This is a genomic window from Sphingomonas sp. R86520 (genome assembly GCF_042466285.1).
Lineage (GTDB): Bacteria > Pseudomonadota > Alphaproteobacteria > Sphingomonadales > Sphingomonadaceae > Sphingomonas.
This window is the reverse complement of the sequence record NZ_JAXHBZ010000001.1, coordinates 3,038,735-3,061,791: the sequence shown is the minus strand read 5'-3', so window position 1 is coordinate 3,061,791 and position 23,057 is coordinate 3,038,735. Positions and strand designations below refer to the sequence as shown.

General features: G+C 65.3%; 23 protein-coding genes. 10 read left to right on the top strand and 13 right to left on the bottom strand.

The features are described 5' to 3' along the window. Positions 1-107: 107 nt before the first annotated feature. From SJY41_RS14025 to SJY41_RS14010, 4 genes are read right to left on the bottom strand one after another with little or no spacing between them, the layout of a single operon-like run. Entirely contained in the window at positions 108-1,178 is a 1,071-nt protein-coding gene (locus SJY41_RS14025) for an SMP-30/gluconolactonase/LRE family protein (RefSeq protein WP_380782677.1), read from the bottom strand. Between the two features lie 32 nt (positions 1,179-1,210). Then, entirely contained in the window at positions 1,211-1,684 is a 474-nt protein-coding gene (locus SJY41_RS14020) for a hypothetical protein (RefSeq protein WP_380782676.1), read from the bottom strand. Then, positions 1,681-1,899, bottom strand: coding sequence for a hypothetical protein (locus SJY41_RS14015; protein WP_380782674.1), 219 nt, complete (start codon positions 1,897-1,899; stop codon positions 1,681-1,683). The genes SJY41_RS14020 and SJY41_RS14015 overlap by 4 nt, the downstream gene beginning before the upstream one ends. Positions 1,900-1,929: 30 nt before the next feature. After that, positions 1,930-3,069, bottom strand: coding sequence for an enolase C-terminal domain-like protein (locus SJY41_RS14010; protein ID WP_380782672.1), 1,140 nt, complete (start codon positions 3,067-3,069; stop codon positions 1,930-1,932). A 492-nt stretch (positions 3,070-3,561) separates the two neighbouring features. Between SJY41_RS14010 and SJY41_RS14005 the strand changes: the two genes are divergently transcribed. Beyond that, positions 3,562-4,767, top strand: coding sequence for a sensor histidine kinase (locus SJY41_RS14005; protein WP_380782670.1), 1,206 nt, complete (start codon positions 3,562-3,564; stop codon positions 4,765-4,767). Here the strand turns inward: SJY41_RS14005 and SJY41_RS14000 are convergent. Together SJY41_RS14000 and SJY41_RS13995 are read right to left on the bottom strand one after the other, a co-directional pair. Continuing rightward, positions 4,708-6,003, bottom strand: coding sequence for an MFS transporter (locus SJY41_RS14000; RefSeq protein WP_380782668.1), 1,296 nt, complete (start codon positions 6,001-6,003; stop codon positions 4,708-4,710). The two genes, SJY41_RS14005 and SJY41_RS14000, sit on opposite strands and share 60 nt — an antisense overlap. A 132-nt stretch (positions 6,004-6,135) precedes the next feature. After that, positions 6,136-6,522, bottom strand: a complete 387-nt coding sequence (locus tag SJY41_RS13995; RefSeq protein WP_380782666.1) for a response regulator transcription factor — start codon at positions 6,520-6,522, stop codon at positions 6,136-6,138. A 243-nt stretch (positions 6,523-6,765) separates the two neighbouring features. Between SJY41_RS13995 and SJY41_RS13990 the strand changes: the two genes are divergently transcribed. Next, a complete protein-coding gene (locus tag SJY41_RS13990; RefSeq protein ID WP_380782664.1) occupies positions 6,766-8,382 on the top strand; it encodes an FAD-dependent oxidoreductase in 1,617 nt (538 codons plus the stop codon). A gap of 20 nt (positions 8,383-8,402) precedes the next feature. Here the strand turns inward: SJY41_RS13990 and SJY41_RS13985 are convergent, their stop codons facing one another. Together SJY41_RS13985 and SJY41_RS13980 are read right to left on the bottom strand one after the other, a co-directional pair. Continuing rightward, on the bottom strand, positions 8,403-9,047 hold the full coding sequence (locus tag SJY41_RS13985) for a sensor histidine kinase (protein ID WP_380782662.1): 645 nt from the start codon (positions 9,045-9,047) through the stop codon (positions 8,403-8,405). Positions 9,048-9,243: 196 nt separating this feature from the next. Then, positions 9,244-9,618, bottom strand: coding sequence for a winged helix-turn-helix transcriptional regulator (locus SJY41_RS13980; RefSeq protein ID WP_380782660.1), 375 nt, complete (start codon positions 9,616-9,618; stop codon positions 9,244-9,246). Between the two features lie 198 nt (positions 9,619-9,816). Here SJY41_RS13980 and SJY41_RS13975 point away from each other — a divergent pair, with 198 nt between their 5' ends. Continuing rightward, the gene (locus SJY41_RS13975) at positions 9,817-10,596 is read left to right on the top strand and encodes an MBL fold metallo-hydrolase (RefSeq protein WP_380782659.1); all 780 of its coding nucleotides are present in this window, start codon (positions 9,817-9,819) and stop codon (positions 10,594-10,596) included. A gap of 323 nt (positions 10,597-10,919) precedes the next feature. Here SJY41_RS13975 and SJY41_RS13970 read toward each other — a convergent pair whose 3' ends face one another. Beyond that, positions 10,920-13,142 carry a TonB-dependent receptor gene (locus SJY41_RS13970; RefSeq protein WP_380784153.1) on the bottom strand — a complete coding sequence of 741 codons (2,223 nt, stop codon included), beginning with the start codon at positions 13,140-13,142 and terminating at the stop codon, positions 10,920-10,922. 313 nt (positions 13,143-13,455) lie between these two features. On the opposite strand from SJY41_RS13970, the gene SJY41_RS13965 reads away from it, so the two are divergent. Then, positions 13,456-13,974, top strand: a complete 519-nt coding sequence (locus tag SJY41_RS13965; RefSeq protein WP_380782657.1) for a DUF6438 domain-containing protein — start codon at positions 13,456-13,458, stop codon at positions 13,972-13,974. Between the two features lie 34 nt (positions 13,975-14,008). Here the strand turns inward: SJY41_RS13965 and SJY41_RS13960 are convergent, their stop codons facing one another. Both SJY41_RS13960 and SJY41_RS13955 read right to left on the bottom strand, forming a co-directional pair. Continuing rightward, a complete protein-coding gene (locus SJY41_RS13960; RefSeq protein ID WP_380782655.1) occupies positions 14,009-14,656 on the bottom strand; it encodes a 2OG-Fe dioxygenase family protein in 648 nt (215 codons plus the stop codon). A gap of 101 nt (positions 14,657-14,757) precedes the next feature. Continuing rightward, on the bottom strand, positions 14,758-15,477 hold the full coding sequence (locus SJY41_RS13955; RefSeq protein ID WP_380782653.1) for a hypothetical protein: 720 nt from the start codon (positions 15,475-15,477) through the stop codon (positions 14,758-14,760). 1,055 nt (positions 15,478-16,532) lie between these two features. Here SJY41_RS13955 and tehA point away from each other — a divergent pair. From tehA to SJY41_RS13935, 4 genes are all read left to right on the top strand, one after another. Next, on the top strand, positions 16,533-17,561 hold the full coding sequence (gene tehA, locus SJY41_RS13950) for a dicarboxylate transporter/tellurite-resistance protein TehA (RefSeq protein ID WP_380782652.1): 1,029 nt from the start codon (positions 16,533-16,535) through the stop codon (positions 17,559-17,561). Positions 17,562-17,660: 99 nt separating this feature from the next. Next, positions 17,661-17,978 carry a hypothetical protein gene (locus SJY41_RS13945; protein ID WP_380782650.1) on the top strand — a complete coding sequence of 106 codons (318 nt, stop codon included), beginning with the start codon at positions 17,661-17,663 and terminating at the stop codon, positions 17,976-17,978. Between the two features lie 194 nt (positions 17,979-18,172). Then, entirely contained in the window at positions 18,173-18,367 is a 195-nt protein-coding gene (locus tag SJY41_RS13940; protein ID WP_380782648.1) for a hypothetical protein, read from the top strand. A gap of 514 nt (positions 18,368-18,881) precedes the next feature. After that, positions 18,882-20,066, top strand: coding sequence for a YncE family protein (locus SJY41_RS13935; RefSeq protein ID WP_380782646.1), 1,185 nt, complete (start codon positions 18,882-18,884; stop codon positions 20,064-20,066). Between the two features lie 93 nt (positions 20,067-20,159). Here SJY41_RS13935 and SJY41_RS13930 read toward each other — a convergent pair whose 3' ends face one another. Beyond that, positions 20,160-20,450, bottom strand: a complete 291-nt coding sequence (locus SJY41_RS13930) for a hypothetical protein (RefSeq protein ID WP_380782644.1) — start codon at positions 20,448-20,450, stop codon at positions 20,160-20,162. A 4-nt stretch (positions 20,451-20,454) separates the two neighbouring features. Next, positions 20,455-20,745 (bottom strand): hypothetical protein, encoded by a 291-nt coding sequence (locus SJY41_RS13925; RefSeq protein ID WP_380782643.1) that lies wholly within the window; start codon positions 20,743-20,745, stop codon positions 20,455-20,457. Positions 20,746-21,260: 515 nt separating this feature from the next. On the opposite strand from SJY41_RS13925, the gene SJY41_RS13920 reads away from it, so the two are divergent. Next, complete coding sequence (locus SJY41_RS13920) at positions 21,261-21,686, top strand: hypothetical protein (RefSeq protein WP_380782641.1); 426 nt, start codon at positions 21,261-21,263, stop codon at positions 21,684-21,686. A 5-nt stretch (positions 21,687-21,691) separates the two neighbouring features. Further along, positions 21,692-23,035 (top strand): DNA sulfur modification protein DndB, encoded by a 1,344-nt coding sequence (locus tag SJY41_RS13915; RefSeq protein ID WP_380782639.1) that lies wholly within the window; start codon positions 21,692-21,694, stop codon positions 23,033-23,035. Positions 23,036-23,057: the final 22 nt, after the last annotated feature.

The following is a 23,057-nucleotide window of genomic DNA, read 5'->3' as shown; positions in this document are numbered from 1 at the left end:
GCGGACGCGGGGCTGATGGGCCGTGATCGGCACGCTGTTGACCGATCATCGTCGTGAGGACGCGCCTCGCCGGTTCTCCGCGTGAGGACGGCGTCCAGCGCGGGGTGTCAGCGCCTGACCGGTCGGCGGCCAATTTCCATCCAGAGTAGAGTGAACGGGGGATCGACGGCGTCCGTGCCACCGTTCAGGCCAGCGGTGCGGTTGAGTTGCGCCGCGGGCATCAGGAGATAGCCATGGTCGTCGATCCACATGGCATCGACCCAGGCCAGGCGCGGATCGTCGATGAGGGTCGCGACCTCGCCCTTTGGCGAGATCGTGAGGACGCGCTTGCGGTCGGTGTCGCTCAGATAGATCGTTCCTTCCGCATCGATGGCGGTGCCTCCCGTGGACGGCGTCCGAGCGAAGCGCTCGACATGATCCGCGAGTTCGGCCTCGCTCAGCGAAGGGTCGTCGAGGTAGCGCGTCGCGATGCGCGACAGGCCTCCGCTGCACGGCTGGTAGTAGAACCATTGGCCGTCGGGCGAGACCTCGAGCTGGTCGGCGTGGATGACGACCGGATGACCTTCTGGATCACGCAACACCTTGCCCTCTGCCATGAGGGGCGTCTGCGCGACGGTCGATGGATGCCCTTCGAGCACACGTCTCCCGTCGCCGGTCGCAAGATCGAGGACGATCAGCGCCGGCTTGCCGGCGTCCGTCAGGTAGGCGTTGGAGCCGTTGAAGCGAACGTCGTCCACGAAACTCCACGGCGAGGTCAGTGACGTCAGATCGTAGACGTGCACCACCTCATCGGTCGTCACGTCTATCTTGACGAGCTTCACGCCATTGGTGGCGATCGGTTTTCCGATGCCCGGAGCGCCGCGGTCGACGACCCACAGGTACCCGTCCGGACCGATGCGGATCGCGTTCACCCCGACGAACCGCCCGGCACCGTCCATCCCGGTCCGCCAGCCGTTCCAGTGTTCGTCCGGATACGCGGTCGGCTTGCCGGCCTTGATCTCGACGACCTGCAGCGTATCGTCGGGGGCTTGAGGCAGCACGGGAAGGAACAGCCGGCCGTCAGGCGTGGTGGCCGCACCGTTGATGATGAGCTCCGAGGAGAACACGAGCTGCAACCTGTCGGCGTTGGCGGTCGACTGGGGATCGGGCGCGGCGGATGGGATCAATGGCGCGGTCATCTGGGGTTTTCCTCTGCGTCTTGGTGGCGGTATTAGACTGCGAGATCGGGTGCTGAACGGTAACGCACCATCAACTGAACGCAGGGCAAATCACCGATCTGGCCCGAGCGGTGGCCTCGCTTCGAGGTGGTGCCTTGGTCCTCGCCCCAGTGGATCTCGCCGGGCCCCATCTCGACGCGTTGACCATCGGCCGTCTCGATCCACCATCGGCCCGACAGCGCCGTCACCCACTGGGGGCCGGGACTTTCATGCCACTCGCCGGTCCAGCCAACGGGCAGGACCGTGAACCAGACCTCCTCCGGAACACCCGGCAGGCGCTGCATCCACATTGCCGCGGCGGCACCGCCCAGCGTCTGAAGCGCGAAGCCGCCGAGCAGGGCGGGCGCCAACTCGCTCTCGCCCTCGTCGTCGGTGAACATCCGGATGTAGTGCAGTGCGGGCGGCATCGCAGGATCGGTGGCGTCGTTGGTCGGCGACCCCGGTGCCGGACGAGTGGGGTCGGTCATCTGGTGGACTCCGCGTGCGCCGCGGAGCCGGCCGGGCGATAGGCTCCGTCCCGACCGATCGTAACAACCGGTCGGTATGGTACGGTCGTTGGGGCGTCACGGCGGACGTCGCACGCGTGCGCGTATGAGGCCGCCGCGTCGAGGCCTTCATCAGAGATGTGGCGGAAGCTCCGCTCCACCGCGCCGGTGGCGGGATCGATCGTCAGATATGCCATGTCGGGTATCCTCGAGCTCCTGTCGAAGGTTCAGATGTCGATCGCGTATCGCGCGACCGCCCGCTCGTCCCACGCCATGCCGATGCCTGGTCGCCGCGTTGCGGACACGTGCCCGTCGGTCGGGGACAGGGGATCGGCGAGTATCGGCACCGCCCAGTCGACCCATTCGAGCCAATGGGCGGATGGGGTGACGCGCATAAGGTGCGCCGCGATCTCCGGATAGAGATGGTTCGAGAACTGGACGCCGGCCGCACCCGCGATCGCCGCGGTCCGCAACCACCCGGTGACGCCGCCGATCCGCATGAGGTCGCCCATCGCGTAGTGGACGCCGCCGGCCTGCAGGAAGGTCAGAAGGTCGCGCCCGCCGTAATAGTTCTCGCCCATCTGGAGGGGAGTGCGGACCTTGCCCGCGAGTTGGGCGTAGCCGCGCACGTTGTCGTAGGCGATCGGCTCCTCGAACCAGTAGAGGCCCTGATCGTCGAGCTCGTGGCAGCGTCGTATCGCGTCGCCCAGACCCAGCGCCTGGTTGAAGTCGACCATGAGATCGATGTCGTAGCCGACACCGTCGCGGACGGCGCTGATCGCCGCGAGGTCGTCGCGGACGTGCTCGTTGCCCAGACGCAGCTTCATGGCCGTGAAGCCGCCCTCGTCGGCGAGATCCCGTGCCTCTCCGGCGATCGTCGAGACCTCGTGCCGCCAGAGTCCGTTGCTGTTGTAGGAGCGTACGGCTCCCACCGTGCCTCCGAGCAGTTCCGCCAGGGGCATGCCGGCTTCCTTACCCAGCGCATCCCAAAGGGCCATGTCGAGAGCCGATGTGGCGATCGCAGAGATTCCCGCCGTGCCGACGACGTTCAACTTTCGAAACGCGTCTTCGAACATTCTGACCGGTGCGACGGGTTCACCGATCATGGTGGCGCTGAGGTCCCGGATAGCCGCGACGACGGCGGGAACCGCCCGTTCGCGGTACGGTGCGACGTACGCCTGTCCGACGATGCCGCCCGTCGTCTCCACGTCCACGAGCACGAGCGGCCAGGTGTCGAAACGACCGATGCCGGCGATCACCGGTCGGCGCAAAGGCACGACGACCGCGCGCACGTTGATCGATCGTATCGTCGTCTTGGGGGGCCTGGTTTCGAATGGCTTTTCGCCGTGGGAGACGGGAGCCACCATTTCGTTCGACATCCTTCGGACCTTCCGCGTTGAGGTGTCAGGGCGGCCGAGGGATCATTCCGGGCGAACGTCGGCTGCCGCGTGTGCGAACCCGAATGTCCGGTCCGAACCATCGGTGGAACACTATGCTTTCGCGGCCGCCGCCGACGATAATACGATGGTGTGGCCTGCCATATACGGAGGTACCCGAGACACGCGCCTTGCGGTAAGAACGCGTTTGCTACGGGCTAACGCGCCCTTCGCGACGCGCCCGGTCCTGCCGAACCGGTGCGGCCGGGAGTGAAGTCGCGCCGCCGTCCTACGGGACGGGTGCCGTCGAGCCGCCGTCGCTGCCCGGGATGGGGTTTTGCCACGGGCGCGCGCTGGTCTAAGGGCCGAGCCGGCTCACGCAGGCGGAGTCGTGACGCAGGTCCGATCCGGTGTCGAACAGTTTTGTCGATGTGTACCGGCGCAGTGTGAAGGTGAGCTTCCGTGAATCCAGTATCCGAACTCGTGCACCTCGACGTCTTCAGGGAGTCGCCGATCGCCATACTCTGCGAGGACTGGGCCGAAGTTCGACGCGCGGTGCTTCGTGACAGCGAAGCTCGCGGCGAGGCGGCCATGCGCCTGCTCGCGCGCGATCCCGACTATCTGGCGCAACTGCGAATGCAGCACAGGATCGTCGATGCCAATCCCGCGGCGTTGCGTCTCCTCGGCGTCGCGGACATTGGCGAACTCCATGAGAAGGTGGCGACACTGCTGCCCGCCGACCCCAACGGCAGCGTTGTCGGTGCGATCGCGCGTGGCGAACGGGTGTGTCAGGGGGAACGGGTCCTTTTCAACGCGCAGGGCAAACCCACGCCGATCCTCTGGAAGACGACTCTTCCCGAACGGGTCGAGGATTTCGGCCGGGTCTATTTCTTCGCCGTGGACATCTCGGAGGAGAAGCGCGCCCAGGAGGCGCTCGACGAGGCCAGGGCGGCCGTGAACCACGCCGGACGTTTGTCGCTCGTCGGCGAGCTCGTCGCGTCCATGACGCATGAGGTTTCGCAGCCGATCAGCTCCATCAGTCTTCTGGCGGAGGCGGCCAGCCGGTGGCTCGCCCAGTCGCCGCCCAATCTGGAGGAGGCGCAGATCTTCGTTGGGCGGATCAACGCGAGCGCCAGCCATGCGGCGCAGGTGATCCGGCGGATCCGCGACTTCTCCCGCTCGTCGCGCACGCAGTTCGCCGAGGTCTCGCCAGTCCTGCTCGTCGGTGAGGCGATCGCCCTTGTCGAGCATGAGGCGAGACGGCAGGGTGTACGGGTCGAGACGGAGTTTGCCTCCTCGCTTCCGGCAGTCGTCGCCGATGCGATCCAGATCAAGCAGGTTCTCGTGAACATCGCGGTGAACGCGTTTCAGGCAATGGCTGGAGATGAACGGATCGATCGTGACAGGACGGTCTCCATCCACGTCACGCTGCAGCAGGGCTTCGTGGTCTTCGCCGTGCGGGACACCGGTCCAGGCATCGCGGACCTGGGTCGGATATTGGAGCCGTTCTTCTCCACCAAGCCGGAAGGACTGGGGCTCGGACTGTCCATCTGCAAGCGGATCGTCGAGGATCACGGAGGCGAGCTCGCCATCTCCAGTGGCGACGACGGTACCGAAGTCGTGTTCACTCTACCCGCGACGCGTCCGACCGCCGGTGATGGGGTGGACGTTGGTCCGCGTGAGGTGTGATCCGGGCTCGGCAGCGGTTCGCCGGTTCCCGATCATGCCGGCGACAAGTGCCGTGGCGGTGAGGAACGAGCAGCCGATCATGTAGAAGCCCGGGGCGGCGGTGTCCGCCGTGAGCTTGATGAGCGCCGTGACGAACACCTGACCGAAGCCGCCGACGATGACGCCCGAGCTGTACACCAGCGCGAGCCCCGTCGCCCGCAGGCCGGCCGGGAACGACTGCAGGATGAGTGACAGGACCGAGCCCGCCTGCAGCGCGTTCAATGCGGACAATACTGCCACTATCGCGAGGATGACGCCGAGGTCCGGGGCTCCCTGCAGGACCCGGAACGCGGGGATGATAAGGATCGTCGAGGTGCCGACGGCGCCGAGGGCAAGCAGTCGCTGGATCTGGAAGCGATCGGCGAGGAGGCCGCCGACCAGCGAACCCACCGCCATCACCGATCCCGCGACGCAGCCCGCGAGGAAGGCCGTTCGGGGCGGGACCCCGATCACGCCCGTGAGGTAGGTCGGTATGTAGAGCACCACCACGTACATCGACGCGGTTCCCGACAGGAACAGCAGGAACCCGGACGCCAGGGTCCGTTTATGGTGGGACATCAGGCGTCGGATCGGGAATCGCTGCACGACGTGCCGCCCGTCGGTGTCGGGCACCGCGTTCCGCAGGTACAGTCCGATCGGTCCCAGCAGCAGGCCGAGAAGGAAGGGCAGCCGCCACGCCCCCTCGGAGATCGCCTCCGGACTGAACAGCACGCTGAGGCCGTAGCCCGTCAGGCCGCCGAGAAGCGCCGACGCGCCCTGACTGGCGGCGAAGATGCTCACGAAGAGCACGCGGCGCCGGTCGCTTCCGAGTTCGAAGAGCAGCGTCGCGGTCGGACCGACCTCTCCCCCCATGCCAAGCCCCTGGATCAGCCGTCCGATCACGAGGATCACCGGGGCCGCCACACCGATGGCGGCATAGCCCGGGCAGGCCGCCATGATTCCGGTGCCGACCGACATCAGACCCATCGTGACCATCATCGCGTGGCGCCGGCTCTTCCGGTCGGCATAGGCACCGAAGAGGATGCCGCCGAGGGGGCGCGTCACGAACCCGACGCCGAAGGTGGACAGGGTCAGCAGCAGGGAGGTGAAGGGATCGGCGGCCGGGAAGAAGACCTTGGCCAGAACCACCGAGAAGTAGCCGAACAGAGTGAAGTCGTAGAGTTCCAGGCAGTTGCCGACGGCTATCGCCCAGATCATCCTCTGCCTTGAACCTCCGGCAGGTTCCACGTCATCGACCGGCTTCGCACTCGTCTTCATCAGGCGGGATACCTCACTGGATCCGACCCGTGGTTCGAACTGGTATTTTCGCCATCGAGAGGATTCACGGCATCACTTGTACGTTTCGCCGAGCATCAGGTCCACCATGGCGAGCAGCTCGGTGGCTTCGAAGGGCTTGCTGAGGAAGAGCACGCCGGCCTCGCGGGCGCGCAGTTCCGCCTCGGCGGTGGGGTAGGCGGTGATCAGCAATATCGGCACGGCGGGGTTCATCTGGCGCAGTCGACGGGCGAATTCCAGACCGTTCAGTCGCTGCATCTGCAGATCGGTGATGACGCAGGCGCTGTCCGCGATGTGCGGGTCCGTGAGGGCCTCCTCGGCGCTGCCGAACATCTTGGACTTCAGTCCGGCGCTGCGGAGCAGACCGTCCAGGGAGAGGCGAACGCCCTCGTCATCGTCCACAACGGATATCAGGGGGCCGTGGCCGATCGTCGCTTGCATCGAAAATACCTTTTCGGTGCTGTTGCGGCGAGGCGGCCCTGTCGGCAAGCGTCCTCTGGTATGGGGTGGGCGCCGTTTTCGCCGGGCGACGGCGCTGCACCCTCCATGTCGCCCCCCATACGCTGGTAGCATTGGGGGCTGCGTTTCGATCCGGTATGCCGCCTGATGGGTTCGCGTCTGGATCGTCCCGCCGCACGGCGATACGTCACCCCGACCGTCACGCGTCTGCTATGAGGTACTGGGATGGAAACGATAGGCCGAGATCTTCGCGAGATGCAGCGCGTGCCGCTGGCCGCGTCGCATGTCGCAGCGCTCAGGTCGGCGGGACAGGTGGTCGACTACCCGGCCGATACCTTCCTGGCGAGGACGGGGGAGCCGGCGGACAGGTTCATCTACGTGGTGGATGGCGAGATCGAGGTCGTGAACCCGTTCACGGACGAGCGGCACGTTCCCTCCACGCTGGGGCCGACCCAGTTCATGGGTGAGATCTCGTTCCTGGACGGTGGGAGCTGGTCGATGCCGATGCGCACCGTCCGCCAGACCCAGGTCATCGAGGTTCCGCGTTCCGCGATGCTGCGGCTCATGTCGGAGATCCCCGAGATGTCCGATATCGTCATCACGGTTCTCGCCGCCCGTCGCCGTCGTCAACTCGACTCCGACGACGGTACGCTGGTGCTCATCGGCGAGGACGTGGACCCTTCGGTTCGGCGCGTCGCCGAATTCGCGAGCCGCAACCGCATCCCCTACAGCTCGTACGCGCTGGGCAGTGCCGAAGCCGGGAGCGTGGCGACGAGTTGCGAGATCTCGGCCGACAGGCCGGCTGTCATATTCGGTCGCGACAACGTCATTGCGGATCCCACGCCGGAGAAGGTCGCCCGGCTGCTCGGTCTGTACCGGGACTTCGTCGAGGACGAGACCTTCGACGTCGTGATCGTGGGCGGTGGTCCCGCGGGCGTCGCGGCCGGCGTCTACGCTGGCGCGGAGGGGCTTGGCGCCTTGGTCGTCGAGGATACGGCGGTTGGCGGCCAGGCGGGTACATCGAGCCGCATCGAGAACTACATGGGCTTTCCCACCGGGATATCGGGTGCGGACCTGGTCTGGCGCGGCGAGGTGCAGGCCATGAAGTTCGGCACGCGCTTCGCGATGCCACGGCGCGTGGCGAAGCTCGAGCGTCTCGACGACGGAATGTTCTGCGCGACGTTCGACAACGACCAGCGCATCCGCGCCGGTGCCGTCGTGGTGGCGACCGGCGTGCAGTACCGGCGCCTGCCCATCGATCGGCTCGAGGAGTTCGAGGGTACGGGAGTCTACTACGCGGCGACCGAGAACGAGGCGCGGTCCTGCAGAGGTGCCGAAACCGTCGTCGTCGGCGGCGGCAACTCGGCGGGGCAGGCCGCGATGTTTCTCAGTCGGACCGCGGCGCACGTCCGACTTCTGGTACGGGGCAGTTCGCTGGCGAGTTCCATGTCCAGCTATCTTTCCAGTCGTCTCGAGGCGGATCCCGCGATCACCATCGAGTACGGAGCGGAGGTGACCGCGGTCGATGGAGACACGCACCTGGCGGCGGTCACCGTCCACAGCAGGGCGGACGGCTCGACCCGCGTCCTGCCGGCGTGCGCTCTCTTCATAATGGTGGGCGCCGCACCCAACACGGGCTGGCTGTCGGGCCTGGTCGATCTCGACGACAAGGGGTTCGTGCTGACGGGGGAGGCGGCGAAGGGTCATTCCCAGTATTCGACCTCATGTCCGGGGATCTTCGCGGTCGGCGACGTGCGCGCGGGTTCGGTCAAGCGCGTCGCCTCGTCCGTGGGCGAGGGTTCGGTCGTCATCTCCAGCGTGTGGGAATTCGTGAGGAGGTGAGGGGGGGGGCGGTATCGGCGTCAGCAGGGCGGAAGGACCGCAGGGCTGCCAAGGTACAGGCTGAACCTTGAGCCGCGACCGAGCTGCGAGGCGAGCTCAATGCGGTGACCGAGCGCCGTGCAGTGGTCCCTGACGAGAGAGAGTCCGAGTCCGACGCCTTCGGCGGCGCTGCTGACCTGGCAGAAGGCGGAAAACACCCGCTGATGGTCATGGTCGGCGATGCCGCAGCCGTTGTCGACCACGTCGATGACGACCTCGCGCTTGCGGCGACGCACTCCCACGACGACCCGGCCTTCGGGGCTGTACTTGATCGCGTTGACGATCAGGTTGTCGATGATCGACCTGAGCCGCTTCTGGTTCGAGAGCACCACGTCTGATGCGGGCCTGACCCGCAAGCCCACGCCTTGCGTTGCGGCGGTCACGGACCAGACCCTCGCGACATCCGCGAGAAGCGGTGCCAACGCGATGTGTCGCAGGTCCGCTTCGGGTGGCGCCGCCGAATGCGTGATGAGGTCGGACAGTCCGCCCGCGATGCGTTCGGCCTGCACGATCGCCGCATCTAGCCACATCCGATCCCGCTCGGTCAGGCACGACCCGTCCATGCGCTTGAGCGCGTGGCTAACGATCTGCAGCGGTTGCATTAGGTCGTGACCGGTACCGGCCATCTTGGTTCGCAGGTCGGTCACTACGGCCTGCAAGGGCAGTGCCGAGGGATTTGACGATTGGGACACGTTCGTACCTCGGTGCGCACTTTACGACGTGGTCATAGTGCGCGGACATGCCGCCTATCTCAACATGGTCCAATGTATGGGTACACCCTCCATCGGGAGTGCATGCCAACGGGCTGCGGGGGCCGCCAGTCTAGTCCGTCGCGGCATCTTCGGCTCGCACCCGGAACGCATTCCGTGCCTCTCCGACCGCGCCAGCGTTGACCCTGGACCATTCGAGAAGAGCTTCGACCGGCTGATCGAGCGTGTGGCCCAGAGGTGTGACCCGGTATTCGACCGCGAGCGGGCGCACTGTCGCGACGTGTCGCTCGACGAGACCGTTGAGCTCCAGGCGTTGCAGGCAGACCGCGAGGCTCTTCGGTGAGATCGCACCGAGCTCACGCCGTATCGCGTTGAACCGTTTACGTCCGCCCCCGGCACACAGCGTGCCGAGGACCGGCACGGTCCAGCGGTCGGCGAGCAACTCCATCAGGACTTTGACGCCCTCGATATCCTCTTTTGGCAGCATAGTCGGTAACCTCCGCGTGACCTGATAGCTCGCAGGTGCGTAATTTACACCAGGTATCCAGTTGATAGTGGTTGCCTCGCTTCTCTTCGGAGCGTGACAGCACATTGGACATGCATGATGACGACGAACAGCCACCCGAACGGCAACGCGACTGCGCTGGCTCAGGCGACCCCGACGATCCAGATCGGGAAGTTCAAGGTGACCGCATTGGCCGACGGATATTTCGAGCTGCCAGCGCCTTTTCTGATGAAGGATGACCATGCGCTGCCGGATGGACCCGAGCCGCTAAGGCTCGACATCAACGCCTTCCTGGTGACGACCGCAGATCGCACGATCCTGATAGACACGGGCTGCGGTGCGCTGCTGGGACCGACCGTGAACCGTCTGGCCGAGCAACTGGCGCTTGCGGGAAGGAGCTTGTTCGAAGTCGACACAGTACTTTGCACCCACATCCATCCCGACCATACCAACGGCCTCGTCGACGCGTCGGGGATGGCGCGGTTTCCGAACGCGCAGATCCACGTGCACCGGAACGAGTTCGATTTCTGGTTGAGCGACGAACGCATGGCCCAGGCTCCGGAAGAGCTGAGGATCCAGTTCCTGTGGGCTCGGCAGGCCTTCGCGCCCTACTTGGATCGCGTTCTGCCGTTCGAGCGCGGTCAGGTCCTGAACGGGGTGGAGGCGGTCCCGTTGTTCGGGCATACACCGGGGCATAGCGGCTTCCTCTTCGACGGCGGGGGCAGCCGGCAGCTGATCGTATGGGGCGACGTCGTGCATGCGATCGACGTCCAGGTGCGCGACCCCGAAGTCACTGTCGTAGCCGACCTGGACCCACGGGCGGCCAGCGAGACCCGCCGTCGGATCTTCGACCGGGTCGCGAGCGATGACGTGATGTTCGCCGGCATGCACGTCGGGTTTCCCAGTTTTAGCCGTCTCGATCAGGACGGTGGCGTGTTTCGGTACCGGGGGGTCGAATAGTGCTCGGGCCGTTTCGACCATGGAACGCTTAATGCGCAGCCTTCAGTCGAGCTGCGTTTCGAGATCGGGGCGACCCGGTTCGATTGCTTCGACGGGACAGGCGCTGGTCAATGCTGGTTCCATACGATGTCGTGCCCACACTCGTGACTCTCGCCATCTAGAGCTTTGCCGCACGGATCCGCCCAAGCCGGCATCGCCGGTTACGCGCACTGTCGATCACGGTGCGCGAAGCTCGGTCCAGTGATGAATGTCTACCGCGCCCGCTGCTCTAGACGGACCGTCGCCAGCACGTAGCTGCTTTCGGTATCGCCAACTGCAGGAATCTACCAGTTTGACGTGAACTGCAGCCCGTATGTTCGGGGCGGTGCCAAGTTGCCGGAGCCGCGACTGCCATCGAGATCCCCGGTGATCGAGATGTTCGTGAACGCGCGCGTGTCGGTCAGATTGTCCGCGAACAGGGCGACTTCATAACGACGTCCGGGGGGTGACACGGCCATGCGGGCCTTCAGCCACCAGTATGCGGCCTGAGTCGATCGTGGATCCTTGAAGGCCGAGAAGTAGATGCGATCCTGCCAGGTGGCGTCACCCCGGATCCGCAACTCCCATTCGTTCGCAGCGACGACGGTGTACTCGGCGCCACCGTGCGCCTTGAACCCGGGAGCCTGAGGGAGAGGATTTCCAGCGAGGTCGAGGACACCGAGCTGCGGCGTCTTCGTGTTGACGGTGCGGTATCGATCGAACCGGGCGTCGAGATAGGTCGCGGACGCATCCAGCCGGAGGCTGTCGGTCGGACGGACCTGAAGATTGGCTTCCACCCCGTCGATCTTTGCGCTGGCCGCGTTCCGGATGAGGACCGTGTTCGCGGCGACGTCCTGGACCTGCATATCCGTGTAGTCGTAATGGAACGCCGCCATCGAGACCTGCGCCGCCCGGCCTAGGTCCAGCTTGCCACCAACCTCGTACGACCAGATGCTTTCGGGCTTGTACGGCGTGTTCTGGGTGCTCCCGACATTGAAGCCGCCCGCCTTGAACCCCCGCGACGCCGTCGCGTAGATGAGGATGCGATCAGTGGGGCGGTATTCCAGCCCCGCCTTGGGCGTGAACGAGTGGAACCACACCGGTGCGAGGCGGGCGTCGTTCTGAACGGCGAAGTTCACGAAATCGAGCAGGTTCGTGCCCGCGCGACGCTCGGCGGCGTAACGGCCTCCCAGCGTCACCGCGAGCCCTGGCAGAACCGCGAAGGTCGCGTCACCGAATACGGCCAGCGCATCGGTCGACGTGCTACCGTTGGCCTTCAGCAGGCAGCAGTCCGGCTGGCCTTGGCCCCCGAGGTACCCAACGAGATAGGGGAAGAAGAACTCGTTGCGTATCGTGTTCCGCTCCCGGAAGTAGGAGCCTCCGACGACGTAGCGGAACCGCGTCTCGCCCGGTCCCGACGCGAGCTGCAGATCCTGCGTCAGCTGCCGGGAGCGCTCCTGCTTGAACTGGGACTCGCCCAGGACCGTGCTGTTCGTCAGATCGTCATAGTTCTCGGGCCGGGTCCGCCGATAGGCGCTTGTCCAGGTCAGCACGCTTGGACCGAGATCCACGGCGGTCGTGCCCCGGACGCCCCAGTTCTCGGGCCGGTTGTAGGGAACGATGGACGTCGAGACCCGTCGGCTTCGATAGGCGCCGAGTTCGCCCGTGGCGATCCGCGACTGGAACAGCGGGCTGTTGGCATAGCCGGGGCCCGAGAAGTGGAAGACGACGGCGCGGTCGTCCGCGCGGAAGTAGTCGGCGGCGAGATCGACCGTGACGGCGGACGCAGGCTTCCACCGCAGCGAAAGCCGCGATGTGAAGTCGTGTCGATCCTCGGCGTGGCGGGTGATCGCGCGACCGTCGGTGCCACGCCCGAAGTAGAGCGTCGTGTAGCCGGAATGATTGTTGGTGCCCGCGGCGAGCCTGAAGCTCAGGTTCGAGGTGATCGGGCCACCTACTCCGGCCAGCAGGTCGACGTTGCTGTAGTTGCCGATGGTCGCCGAGGCGTTCCCGCTCCACTGCTCGGTGGGGCCTCTGCTGATCAGGTTGATGGCGCCCGCGGTCGCGTTTCGGCCGTAGAGGGATCCTTGGGGTCCCTTCAGTACCTCCACACGGTCGACATCGAACAGCGCTGGCGCGATCGCGGAGGGCCTCGAGAGGTAGACGCCGTCGGCGTACACGGCGACGCTGCTGTCGAAGCCGCCGATGAAGGTGACGGCGCCCACTCCGCGTAGGAACAGCTGGGTCTCGCCCTGGTAAGCCGCGATCTCGAGGCCGGTGTCGATCCGGGCGAGTCCGTCGAATGCGCGGATGCCCGTGTCGATGAGCCGGTCCCGCGACAGGACGTCGATGGACGCCGGCACATCCCTTTCGCTGGCCGGCCGCCGTTGCGCTGTGACGACGATGTCGTCATCGCCCGAGCCGGGCCGCATGGCGGCATTCTCAGCCGCACGTTCGTCCACCGCCTGCGGCGGGACACTTCCCGCCGCCGCGGACAACGCCAGCACCACCGCCGCCCCGATCGCCATCTGCACGCCCCCTCAATGGCCCGCTCGCCCCGCACACCACCCGAAGGGAGGCGATGCCCGTTCCAGTCATTTATTCAGTGGCATGTTCGAATGGGATCTGCGGTCCGCCCGCGGAGATTTTAGACCATCTGTTTGCGGCAAATCTAGTAACAATTGACCATGAGGTTCCGAAAAGTGAGGCGTTCCTCTTCTTACTTCGTGCTCGAGCCTGAGCGTTCATCGTCTGTCGAAACCACCGACGGAATGCAGGGATTTCAAGGTTGACCACATGCGCCTCCGTCGTTGGGTTATACGAGTGGCAATGGAGAATGAAGTGCGCGGATCCGTAATACTGATGATGCCTTTGCTGGCGACGTTGAACGCATGTGCGACGACCGGCGATCGGGGTGGCGACCGTCCCTCGGACGCGTCGGTCGCGGCGATCACGGTCTCGGTCGGCCCGTGCTTCGGCTTCTGCCCGGTCTATGATGTGACGGTTTTCGAAAAAGGCGACGTGCACTTCTCGGGCAAGCGGCATACGGCGATCGTCGGCGATCGCGATCGGACCGTCGGTGCCGCCGTCTATGGCGCACTCGCTCGCGACCTCGCGAGGTTCAAGCCCGCCGACGGAACCACGGCACAGGTCGAATGCACCGCCGCGATCAGCGACACGTCGTCCTACACGATCACCTGGACTGCCGCCGATGGCCGCAGGACGGTGGCGACACATCAACACGGGTGCATCGGTGGTCCCGGCAAGGCGCTCGACGGCGTCCTCGCAAAGCTGCCTGGGGACCTGAGCATAGCGGACTGGGCGAAGCAGACGACGCGACCAGGCCTGTCGCGGGGGTAGCGATAGACGCGAAGGGCATCGCGGGGCCGTAGGTTCAGCCGGTGATCGCGCGGAAGGTGACGATCAGGACGTCCCGGTGGGCCGGAGCACCCGGGGCGTCCGGCCACATCGCCGAGACGGAATGCCTGACCCGCGCGTCATCGACCATGGCGCTATCGAGGGTCCTTTCCAGAGTGAATTCGGTCGCGGCTGAATTGGATGCCGTGGAGATCGTCGACACGGCGCCAGTGACGTTGCTTCGCCTGATCAGCGTCATGAGCACGAAATCGACGCCGTCGCGGTGCGGGCCTTCCGGCGTCGGCAGGCCGCTCGTGGTGGTCGCGTCGATCCGGATCTGATGAACCTCGACGTGCTGGTCCGAGGCTGCTCCGGCCTCGGCGAAGACGCGTGACGCGAGGCGTAAGAGCGCTTGCAGGAATGGGTTCTCGACGGTCGCCGGGGCGATCTCCACGAACTCGCGCGCTATGCCGCCGTTGAGGGTGTTGTGCTCGACGGCCTGGTAGTGCGCGGCCGGGGGCTGCCGCATGAAGGGACCGCCGGGCAGCGTCGTTCGGAAGGTCGCATACCGCCGGGACCGGTAGGTGCCGCCGTCTCCCATGTAGGCGTCCAACGGCAGGTCGTCCCAGCTGGCCTGGAACGACCCCAGGTTGTCGTCGACGACCTCGCCGACAGGCGTCAGCATCGCCGCGACATCGCCGCCACCGACGACGACGAACCCGTCGCGGCGCAGGGCGTCGGACAGGCTCGCGGTTGTCGCCGGCGGCGTCGTCGGCGATTGGGCGTCTAGCTTAATTCGATCGACTCCAGGTCGATCGCCACGACCAGCGGTTCCGCCATCGCGTGCCCGTCGGGCTGCCGGGGATAGATCCGGCGTTTCGTCGGGAAGAGCAGGCCCTGGACGTCGACATAGTCGGATATGTAGTGCGCCCCGGGCGTGTCACCCGCGATCTCGACGTCGTAGTCGTGTCGACGAAGCAGACCATTGCCGCCGACATACAGTGTCTGCCGACTGCTATGGGTGGGTATGGACGACGGGAAGCGAACCGAGAGCCGTTGCCAGGTCTCGCCGTTCTCCTCCCAATCTTCGATCTGCTCGCTTTCGACGCCATCGCGATCGAGAACGAACGGGACGTTGAGATACGTCCACATGGCGATGCCGGCGAAGTAGGCGAGCTGGAGTTCGGTCCAGGGTGTCTCCAGCGTGTGGTTCGCGAACGACGCGCGGGGCTGCTGCAGTTCCTGCTCCACCGTGCCGTTCTTGCCGATGATCGCCACGCGGTCCGGGGTGAACAGCGAGTGGCGCTCGGGCGTGCCGAATGGGGCGTGCGAGGCACGTTCCGACGTGAGCGACACCGTCACCGTCGTATCGTCGAGGACGCCGCTCTGGCCCTTCAGTCCCCAGAGAGCACCTCCCTGGCGTAGATGGGCGCTGACCTGGCGGAAACGCTTCCAGCGTTCGAGCCCGCCATGAGCTTCGATGATACGGTCCTTGAGGTTCGACATGGCACGCTCCGTTTCGTTGGCTCCGATCGCTAACGGTCCGAAGGGTTCTCGAACATCATACGGGGGTAGGGGGCCCTTGCTGCGAAAGACATGCCGCTGGAACCGACCGTTCACGCCATCGATGTCACGGGTATCCTCGACCGGGTCGTCGCTGGCAGGCAAGAGATCCTTGACACCAAAGTCCGACCGCTAGCGGTCGGGGCACCTCGCGGCGGGTAATCAATCTGTTAAAGGAGTTCTATCCAGAACGCCGTATTTTGACACTGCGTGGTGTTCGCCCCTCGCGCGCTTCGCCTGCTTTTCGAAAACGATCAAGAAACGGGAATGTCAGAGCACCGCGATATCATTAGTGTCGGCTTGGCGAGCTGGGCTCTATCTCCACCGCATACTTCCTAGCTATACGAAAATTATCGTAGACAACCCATGTATTAACACAGGCAAAAATTATCAGCGCCAGAAATCCTATGCTTAGGCAGGCGACTGCAATTGTTAGCGCAATGCCCAAGCCTTTGAGTACGAGCAGAGCGGGAATGACACCGAGTCGTGCCATCAAGTCGCGCGCCAAACGATTCCCTTCCATTGTCTGGATGTGGTTCAACGCCTTGAAGGTCGAAACACCATCAAGAACCTGTAGGACAATGTTTAGTACAACGAGCGCTACAATCATTTCGAATTGCTCTATTAGATACATGTGCCCGAGCCAACGGCCTTGCGCAGGTAAACTCGATAGAATGCCTTAAGTCCGCCCGAAATCGGGGGAATGATACCTAGGTATGTACGGGTGAGCTGTTTTCGCATGTGCGACATGGAACAAGAGGCGTTTTCGAGCCTCGCGATCGAGCTAGACGACGAAGTTGAGCGGGTTGCCAAAAGTATGCTTCGATTGACAGTTTTCCTCAGAAACAGACGACCGGCCCGTCGGTGTCCCCCCCCCAATACCAGTGTCTAGATTGGCCGATGCCGGTACGCGGAGCAGTGGACGTTGCGGCGACGTCGTTTCGCCCCGGTTGGTATCGAGCACCGACCGGATGCCTGTCGCGAAGGAGCGCCCGATCGTGCCGCAAACGGAAATCAGTGTCGCAACCCGCGTCCCGGCGTCGTTCTTCGGAGTGGTGCTGGGCCTTGCGGGGCTCTCAGGCGCATGGCGTGCGGCGCACGCGGCGTGGGATGTGCCCGAGGCGATCGGCGAGACGCTCTTGGTCGTGGCTGCCGCAGCCTGGGCCGTCATCGCCGCACTGTACGCGATGAAGTGGATCCGGTCCCCTGATGCGGCGCGCGCGGAAGCCGACAACCCGGTTCAATGCTGCTTCATCGGGCTGGCCGGTGTGAGCACGCTCCTCATCGCGCAGGGCGCACTCCCGTTCTCCCGGGACGCCGCGGTGGTGCTGTTCGTGATCGGTGTCGCCTTCACGCTGGCGTTCGCGCTCTGGCGTACAGGGCTCCTCTGGCATGGTGGCAGAAGTCCGGGATCGACGACGCCGGTGCTGTATCTCCCGATGGTCGCGGGTGGCTTCGTCAGCGGCACGGTCGCCGCGGCGCTCGGCTGGCCGGAATGGGGGCAGTTGCTGTTCGGTGCGGGGTTTTTCGCGTGGCTCGCGATCGAATCGGTTCTCCTCAACCGCCTCTACACCGGCGAACCGATGACGCCCGCACTGCGGCCGACGCTCGGCATCCAGCTCGCGCCGCCGGCGGTTGGCGCGGTGAGCTACCTGTCGGTTGGACCCGGCACGCCCGATCTGCTGGCGCACGCGATGATCGGCTATGCCCTGCTTCAAGCGGCGCTGCTCATCAGGATGGCGCGCTGGATCGGCGAGCAGGCCTTTTCCGCGAGCTATTGGGCCTTCACCTTCGGCGCGACGGCACTGGCGACGGCCACCATCCGATTGAGCGGACCGGACGGCGGCGGCGCCATCGCGACCGTGGCGCCGGTCGCATTCCTTCTCGCCAATGTCCTCGTGCTCGGGGTGGCCGCCGGTTCGCTACGGCTTCTCCTGCGCCACAAGTTCCTGCCGCCCGCGGCGCCGACAGCCACGCAACCATCGGCCGCCGACGCGAACGGGTCGCCTAGCCGCGGCGTCGCCTAGGCGATCGATCTGCGTTCCGCCGACACCACCCTCGTTCACCGTCCCGCAATGCCCGGCATGGCCATTGCGGGCAGCCACTTCCCGTCCTGGAGATGAAAATTGAAGATCGCTTTTCCCGCCATTCTGGCCACTGCCGTAACCGCGCTGATGTCGCAGGCGCCCGCCCAAGCATCTAGCGACAAGGCCTGGGCCGCCTTCAACGCCCAGGCGACGCGGGCCTGCGTCGCCGCCAGCGGCATCAGGAACGCCCGGCCATCCGGCATCGTCGGCTTCGACGACCGCGTCGGCAAGGTGGCGATACTCGTGTCCGATCGCACGCGCGGATCCGCGGTGTCGAAGCTCTGCCTGTACGACAAGCGAAGCCAGAAGGCGTTCGTCGACGACGCGGAGATGTGGTCGGCTCCGCCGCAGCGTTGACCAGCGGCACCTGAAGCCATGTCCGCCGCCTCGCGCCCGTGCGCTCGAGGCGGCGGATTGCATTCGTCCGCGATCGCGCACGACTTGATCATTCACCAGCTCGGGTCATGGTGGAGGCGTCCATGCCGAAGGCCGGACGACCCAGGACTTGACCAGGCTGCGCGGTCGCGCGGCCAGAGACTAGGACCCATGAATTGTCCAACCCGCCGACGATGAACGATCGCGACGTGTGGCTGAAGGCGGCGGAGATCGTCGCCGGGTTCGGCGACGACGGGGTCGGCGCGTTCGGAGGACGGCTGGTCGAGATGCTCGGAGAGGAGACGTCGCCGGAGGACTGGCGACGCGTCGCGGCCGCGGTTGATGCGATCGTGAGCGCGTCGCGGCAGTAGTTCCATTATCAATCCGGGCAGGGCCGCACCGCCGGAGTCAGGTGGATCGTGGGATCTTCCGCGACTGAGCGTTGACGCCGGGGGGCGTAACCGCCTGATCAAGTAGGTTCAGCAGATCCGCGAAACTATCGTCTTCGTCGATCGCGAACAGGCGGTTGAGACCGGTCCCGAGAACGTCGAGGTCCGGCCGTGTCGGCAATTTCGCTGCTCTAGTTCGATCACCCGACACCGCACCACTCCGTTTCACATCACGGCTCAACGGTCGCGGCCGAATTCAGCGCCACGAATTTCGTCGACCCATACCAATGTGTGCGATGCGGCGACGACGAGGTCGGTCCACGTTGTCGTCATGCAAACGGAACCTTCAGCCCGCGCACCGTCGTTCGGCGGCGTCAACCGGTCCGCAACTCGAACGCGTGTCGAGGGTGGAGTGGCCACTCCGAGTACGCCGCCTGACCGCTGTGTTTCACGCGAGACGGACGCACGTTCCAATACACTAGAAAGGAAAGGCGTCATGACGCGCTTCACGATGTCGGCAGCCCTCCTGCTGACCGCTGCGATGCTCCCGGTCGCCGCCTTCGCGCAGGAGGGCAACGCGGCGGAGCCGTCGATAGATGACCGGCCGTTCGATCTGGCGGCCCGACAGGCTCCGTGGGGGCGGTGGAACATCGATCTCAACGATCATGACCGCGTCTATTCGATCGGCTCGTCGTCGGGATCGATCTCGGTGATGGACCCCTCGAGCAATGAGTTTCTCGGCGCGATCCGTGTCGACGTCTCGAACGCCGGCGGCGGGACATCGCAGCGCGCCGGTTCAGCCATCCCCGCCGTGTCCTACGCTCCGAACGGTCGAACTCTCGCGGTCTCGTTGACGGGCACCCGGTCTGTCGCCTTTCTGGATACGCGGTCGAACACGGTCGTCGGCACGAGCCGGTTCGAGGGCTCGCCCGTCGGGGTGACCTATGCACCCCACGGCAAGGAGGTGTGGATACCCGTGGTGGGCGACGATCACATTTCCGTCCGGGAGGCGAAGGGCTTCTCCGAGGTGGCGCGGATCGACGTCGGCGGTCCGCCGGGACCGGTCGCCTTCTCGAACAACGGTCGCCACGCGTTCGTGTGTTCCGCATCCGGCACCGCGGTCCTGGACGTCGCGAAGCGGAGCGTCATCGCGACCGCGCCGACGGGAGACAAGCCCTGCACGAGCATCGCGGCCAGCCCCGACGGCCGACAGATCTGGCTGACGCTCCTGGGGGCGGGGCGGGCCGTCGCGGTGTCCACCAAGCACCCGTTCGCAATCCTGCGTTCCATCGACACGGGACCGCGGACGATCGGCGTGAACTTCGTGAGCAACGACGACGGACAGTTCGCGTACGTCTCGGTGGCCGGGCTCAACGCGGTGAAGGTGTTCGATACCGGGAGCTTCGAGGCCCTGGCGACCATTCCCGTCGGCAGGTCGCCCTCCGGCGTGTGGCCGTCAGGCGATGGAAGCCGGATCTATGTCGGGCTGGAAGGGGACTCTTCGGTCGCCGTCATCGACCCCGGCGCGATGCGCGTCGTAGGCAACGTGGAAATGGGGCAGCCCGTCCAGGCCATCGCCTACGTGCCCTATGCGGTCCGATCCGTGCAGAGTCGCGTTAACCTGCAGGCGGAACCCGATGCCGAGGTGAACGTGGCGGACAACGTCACCGTTGCCAAATGAGGCTTTCAGTCGACCGGTTGGGACCTGCCGACGGCTTCAGCGTCAATTGCGGATGAGAGTACGACTCCATCCCCACTCGACGCGAGCTCCCGGCTAGCCGTCGAGATCCGAGGACGTGAGCAGGATCGGCGGTTCTCCCCCCAGCCGTTTGACGAACTCGCGCAACGCGATCCGGTGAATGTCCGCTTCGAACTCGAAGAAGACTTCGAGCGCGGTCTCCGCGTCGATGCCCGGGAGATCGGGGTTCAGCAGCTCGGCGAGGGCGTCCGCGGTGATGAGGAAGGGCACTTTGCCGAAGTCCGTGGTGCCGACGAAACCCACGCTTTCCCGCTCGTGGATCCATTCGGCGTCGCCGCCTGCGAAGCGTACGCTGGGCTGCGCCATCGCGTCAGCTCGTCGCTGCGGTGGTCGGCCCCGGCAGACGTTCCGCCAGAGCGGCGATGCCGGTGCCGGAGAATGACGAGCTGGAGACGCCGTCCATCTGGACGGGCCTTTCCGTCGTGAGTGTGGCCGCATCCTTGTGTTCGGGATCGAGCCCGATCCAGGCCCGGACCGCCCCTTCGAGACTCGTGACCTCGGCGACGTCCTCGCCGCCGCGCGGCACGTCTTCCAGAGCGGCGCTCATCCGCCAGTCGATGTCGGGAGTCTTGGCGTCGTCGCCCCAGGTCGCTTCGGTCATCGGCTGCGGTCTTTCCCTACATACGCCACTCTGTCTCACGCGGCGGAGGTTGTGATCTGTTCCGTCGATACAAGTCGCGAGAGTCACGATGGTTCAATTGGGGGGCATCAGAGCACCTGTAAGTCGACATCAGCGAAACCCGGGCGATGGTACGAAGGCAGCGCCATGACGGCTCGGGCAGCGTGACGTTGACGTCTTGATGCACTGGCGGGGCGCCCTCCGTCGTCATCAGTACCATCACAGCCGATCGAAAACGTGGTCGCCGCGGCGTCCGATCCTGGTCGCGGAACCTCCAGAGATCTGATTGCGCGGACAATCACACCGGCTCCCGTCGTGAGCCTCCACGCAGCCGCCATCGCCGATCCAGTGCCAACAGAGCCGGATATGCGCTGTTTTCAAAAACAACGGCGTTTTTCGCAAAAACACGATTGACGCGAATCATCGAATCGCAGTAGCTCTGTTTTTGCAAACACAACTCATGTTTGCGTCATGCAAGTTGATAGAAGGGGAAGAAGATGGCCGTCGCCGTTGGCGTGGCAGGAGAGACGTCGTCACGCGCGTCGCGCGGCCGTCGACGGCTCGACCTGAAAATTAGGATAGATCTGGATGGTACGGTTCCGTTTCGCAGGACGAGCGACCTGCGCGTGCCCTCCGGTGGGGGAGTGTACCTTCTCCACGACCTTCGGGGCGTTCTCTACGTCGGCCTTTCCGGGGACCTGCGACGGCGCTTTCTCGAACACGAGCGGCAGCCGGCCAATCCCCTGGTGGCCGTCGCCCGGAGCAGTCCGGTCGGGCCGTTGTCGTTCAGCTGGATCGCCGTGCGCGACGCGCTGCGCCGTTCGGCGGTCGAGGCCGAGCTGATCGGTGCGCTCGATCCACCCTGCAACCGCTGCACCCCTGCATTCCCGCGGCCGACCGCCGCACTCGTCGAAAAGGACTGAATCCCATGGCAACCATCATTCCCGCCATCCGAGGCCGCCTCGGGAACACGACGTACTACGAGACGACCATGAAGGTCAGCGACCTGGTGAAGTCGGTGCGGCCTCCGAAGGAGCTCGACGGCTGGACCGGTTTCAGCATCGAGGAACGCTTGCAGCGCGAGCCTGACACCAAGCGGATCAAGAGCGATCTGGCGCCCTACATCGCCAACTCGCAGGATCGCTTCTTCGGATCGATCATCGTGCTGGTGTACAAGGGAAAGCTCGAGTTCGAGTCCATTACCAGTTTCATCAGCAAGCTGCCGGCCGCCTACCGGTCGGGTTCGGAATCGATGGGCTTCATCACCATCGATGGGGTGACGCTCGTCGTCCTCGACGGACAGCATCGCCTGCTCGCGCTTCGCGCCGTGCATCTGGGCGACGTGACGGGACCTGCCGCCTCCACCGTCGCCAACGACGACGTTTGCGTCATCTTCGTCGAGCATGAGGACCTGCTCAAGACCCGGCGCATCTTCAACGTCGTCAATCGCTACGCCAAGCAGACCGGCCGCGGCGACAACATCATCACGTCCGAGGACGACGGCTACGCCATCGTGGCGCGCAGTCTGCTCGCCGACGATCACGTCTTCGGCCGCCGCAAGTTCGGTGCCGAACTGAAGGATTTCGTCGAATGGCGGTCCAATACGCTTGGCAAGCGGAGCCTGCCGTTCACGACGATCAGCGCGGTCTACGAGAGCGTGAAGCTGATCCTCAGCCACAACGGCGTTCCCGGACTGAAGGATCAGCGGCCGTCGAACGAGGATCTCGAGATCTACGAGAACCATGCCCGCGCCTTCTACGAGTCGCTCATGGAACGCGTGCAGGCCTACGCTGCGGCCGGCCAGGACATGACCCGGATGCCCGACTTCCGGACCGACGACCAGCCCACCGCGCTCCTCTTCAAGCCGGCCGGCCAGATCGCGGTGGTGGACGCGCTGTTCCGCATCGTGAAGGAGACCGATCTGCCGCTCGAGACCGCGATCGACCGCCTCAACGACATTCCCGACTGGAGCATGGTCAATCCCGTCTGGCGGGACATCATCGTCAAGGGAAGCGGCACGATCGACGCGGGCCCTGACGCCCGGCGACGGATGTCCGCACTGCTCGCCTACCTCATCGCGGCCGATCGTATGGATGCCGGGTACAAGCTCTCGACGTGGCGCATGTTCAACGATTCCCGCCGTCGTGGCGCGATCGACGCCTGGGAGGCGGCGGGCTTCGGCGACGTCGGTGATCTCGAGGACCTGCCCGCGCCTATCGCGGGCGAGACGTTCACGACCGAGAACGCGCGGGCGATGATGAGCGCGGTCTGACCTACCGGTCGCGGCTCGAGGA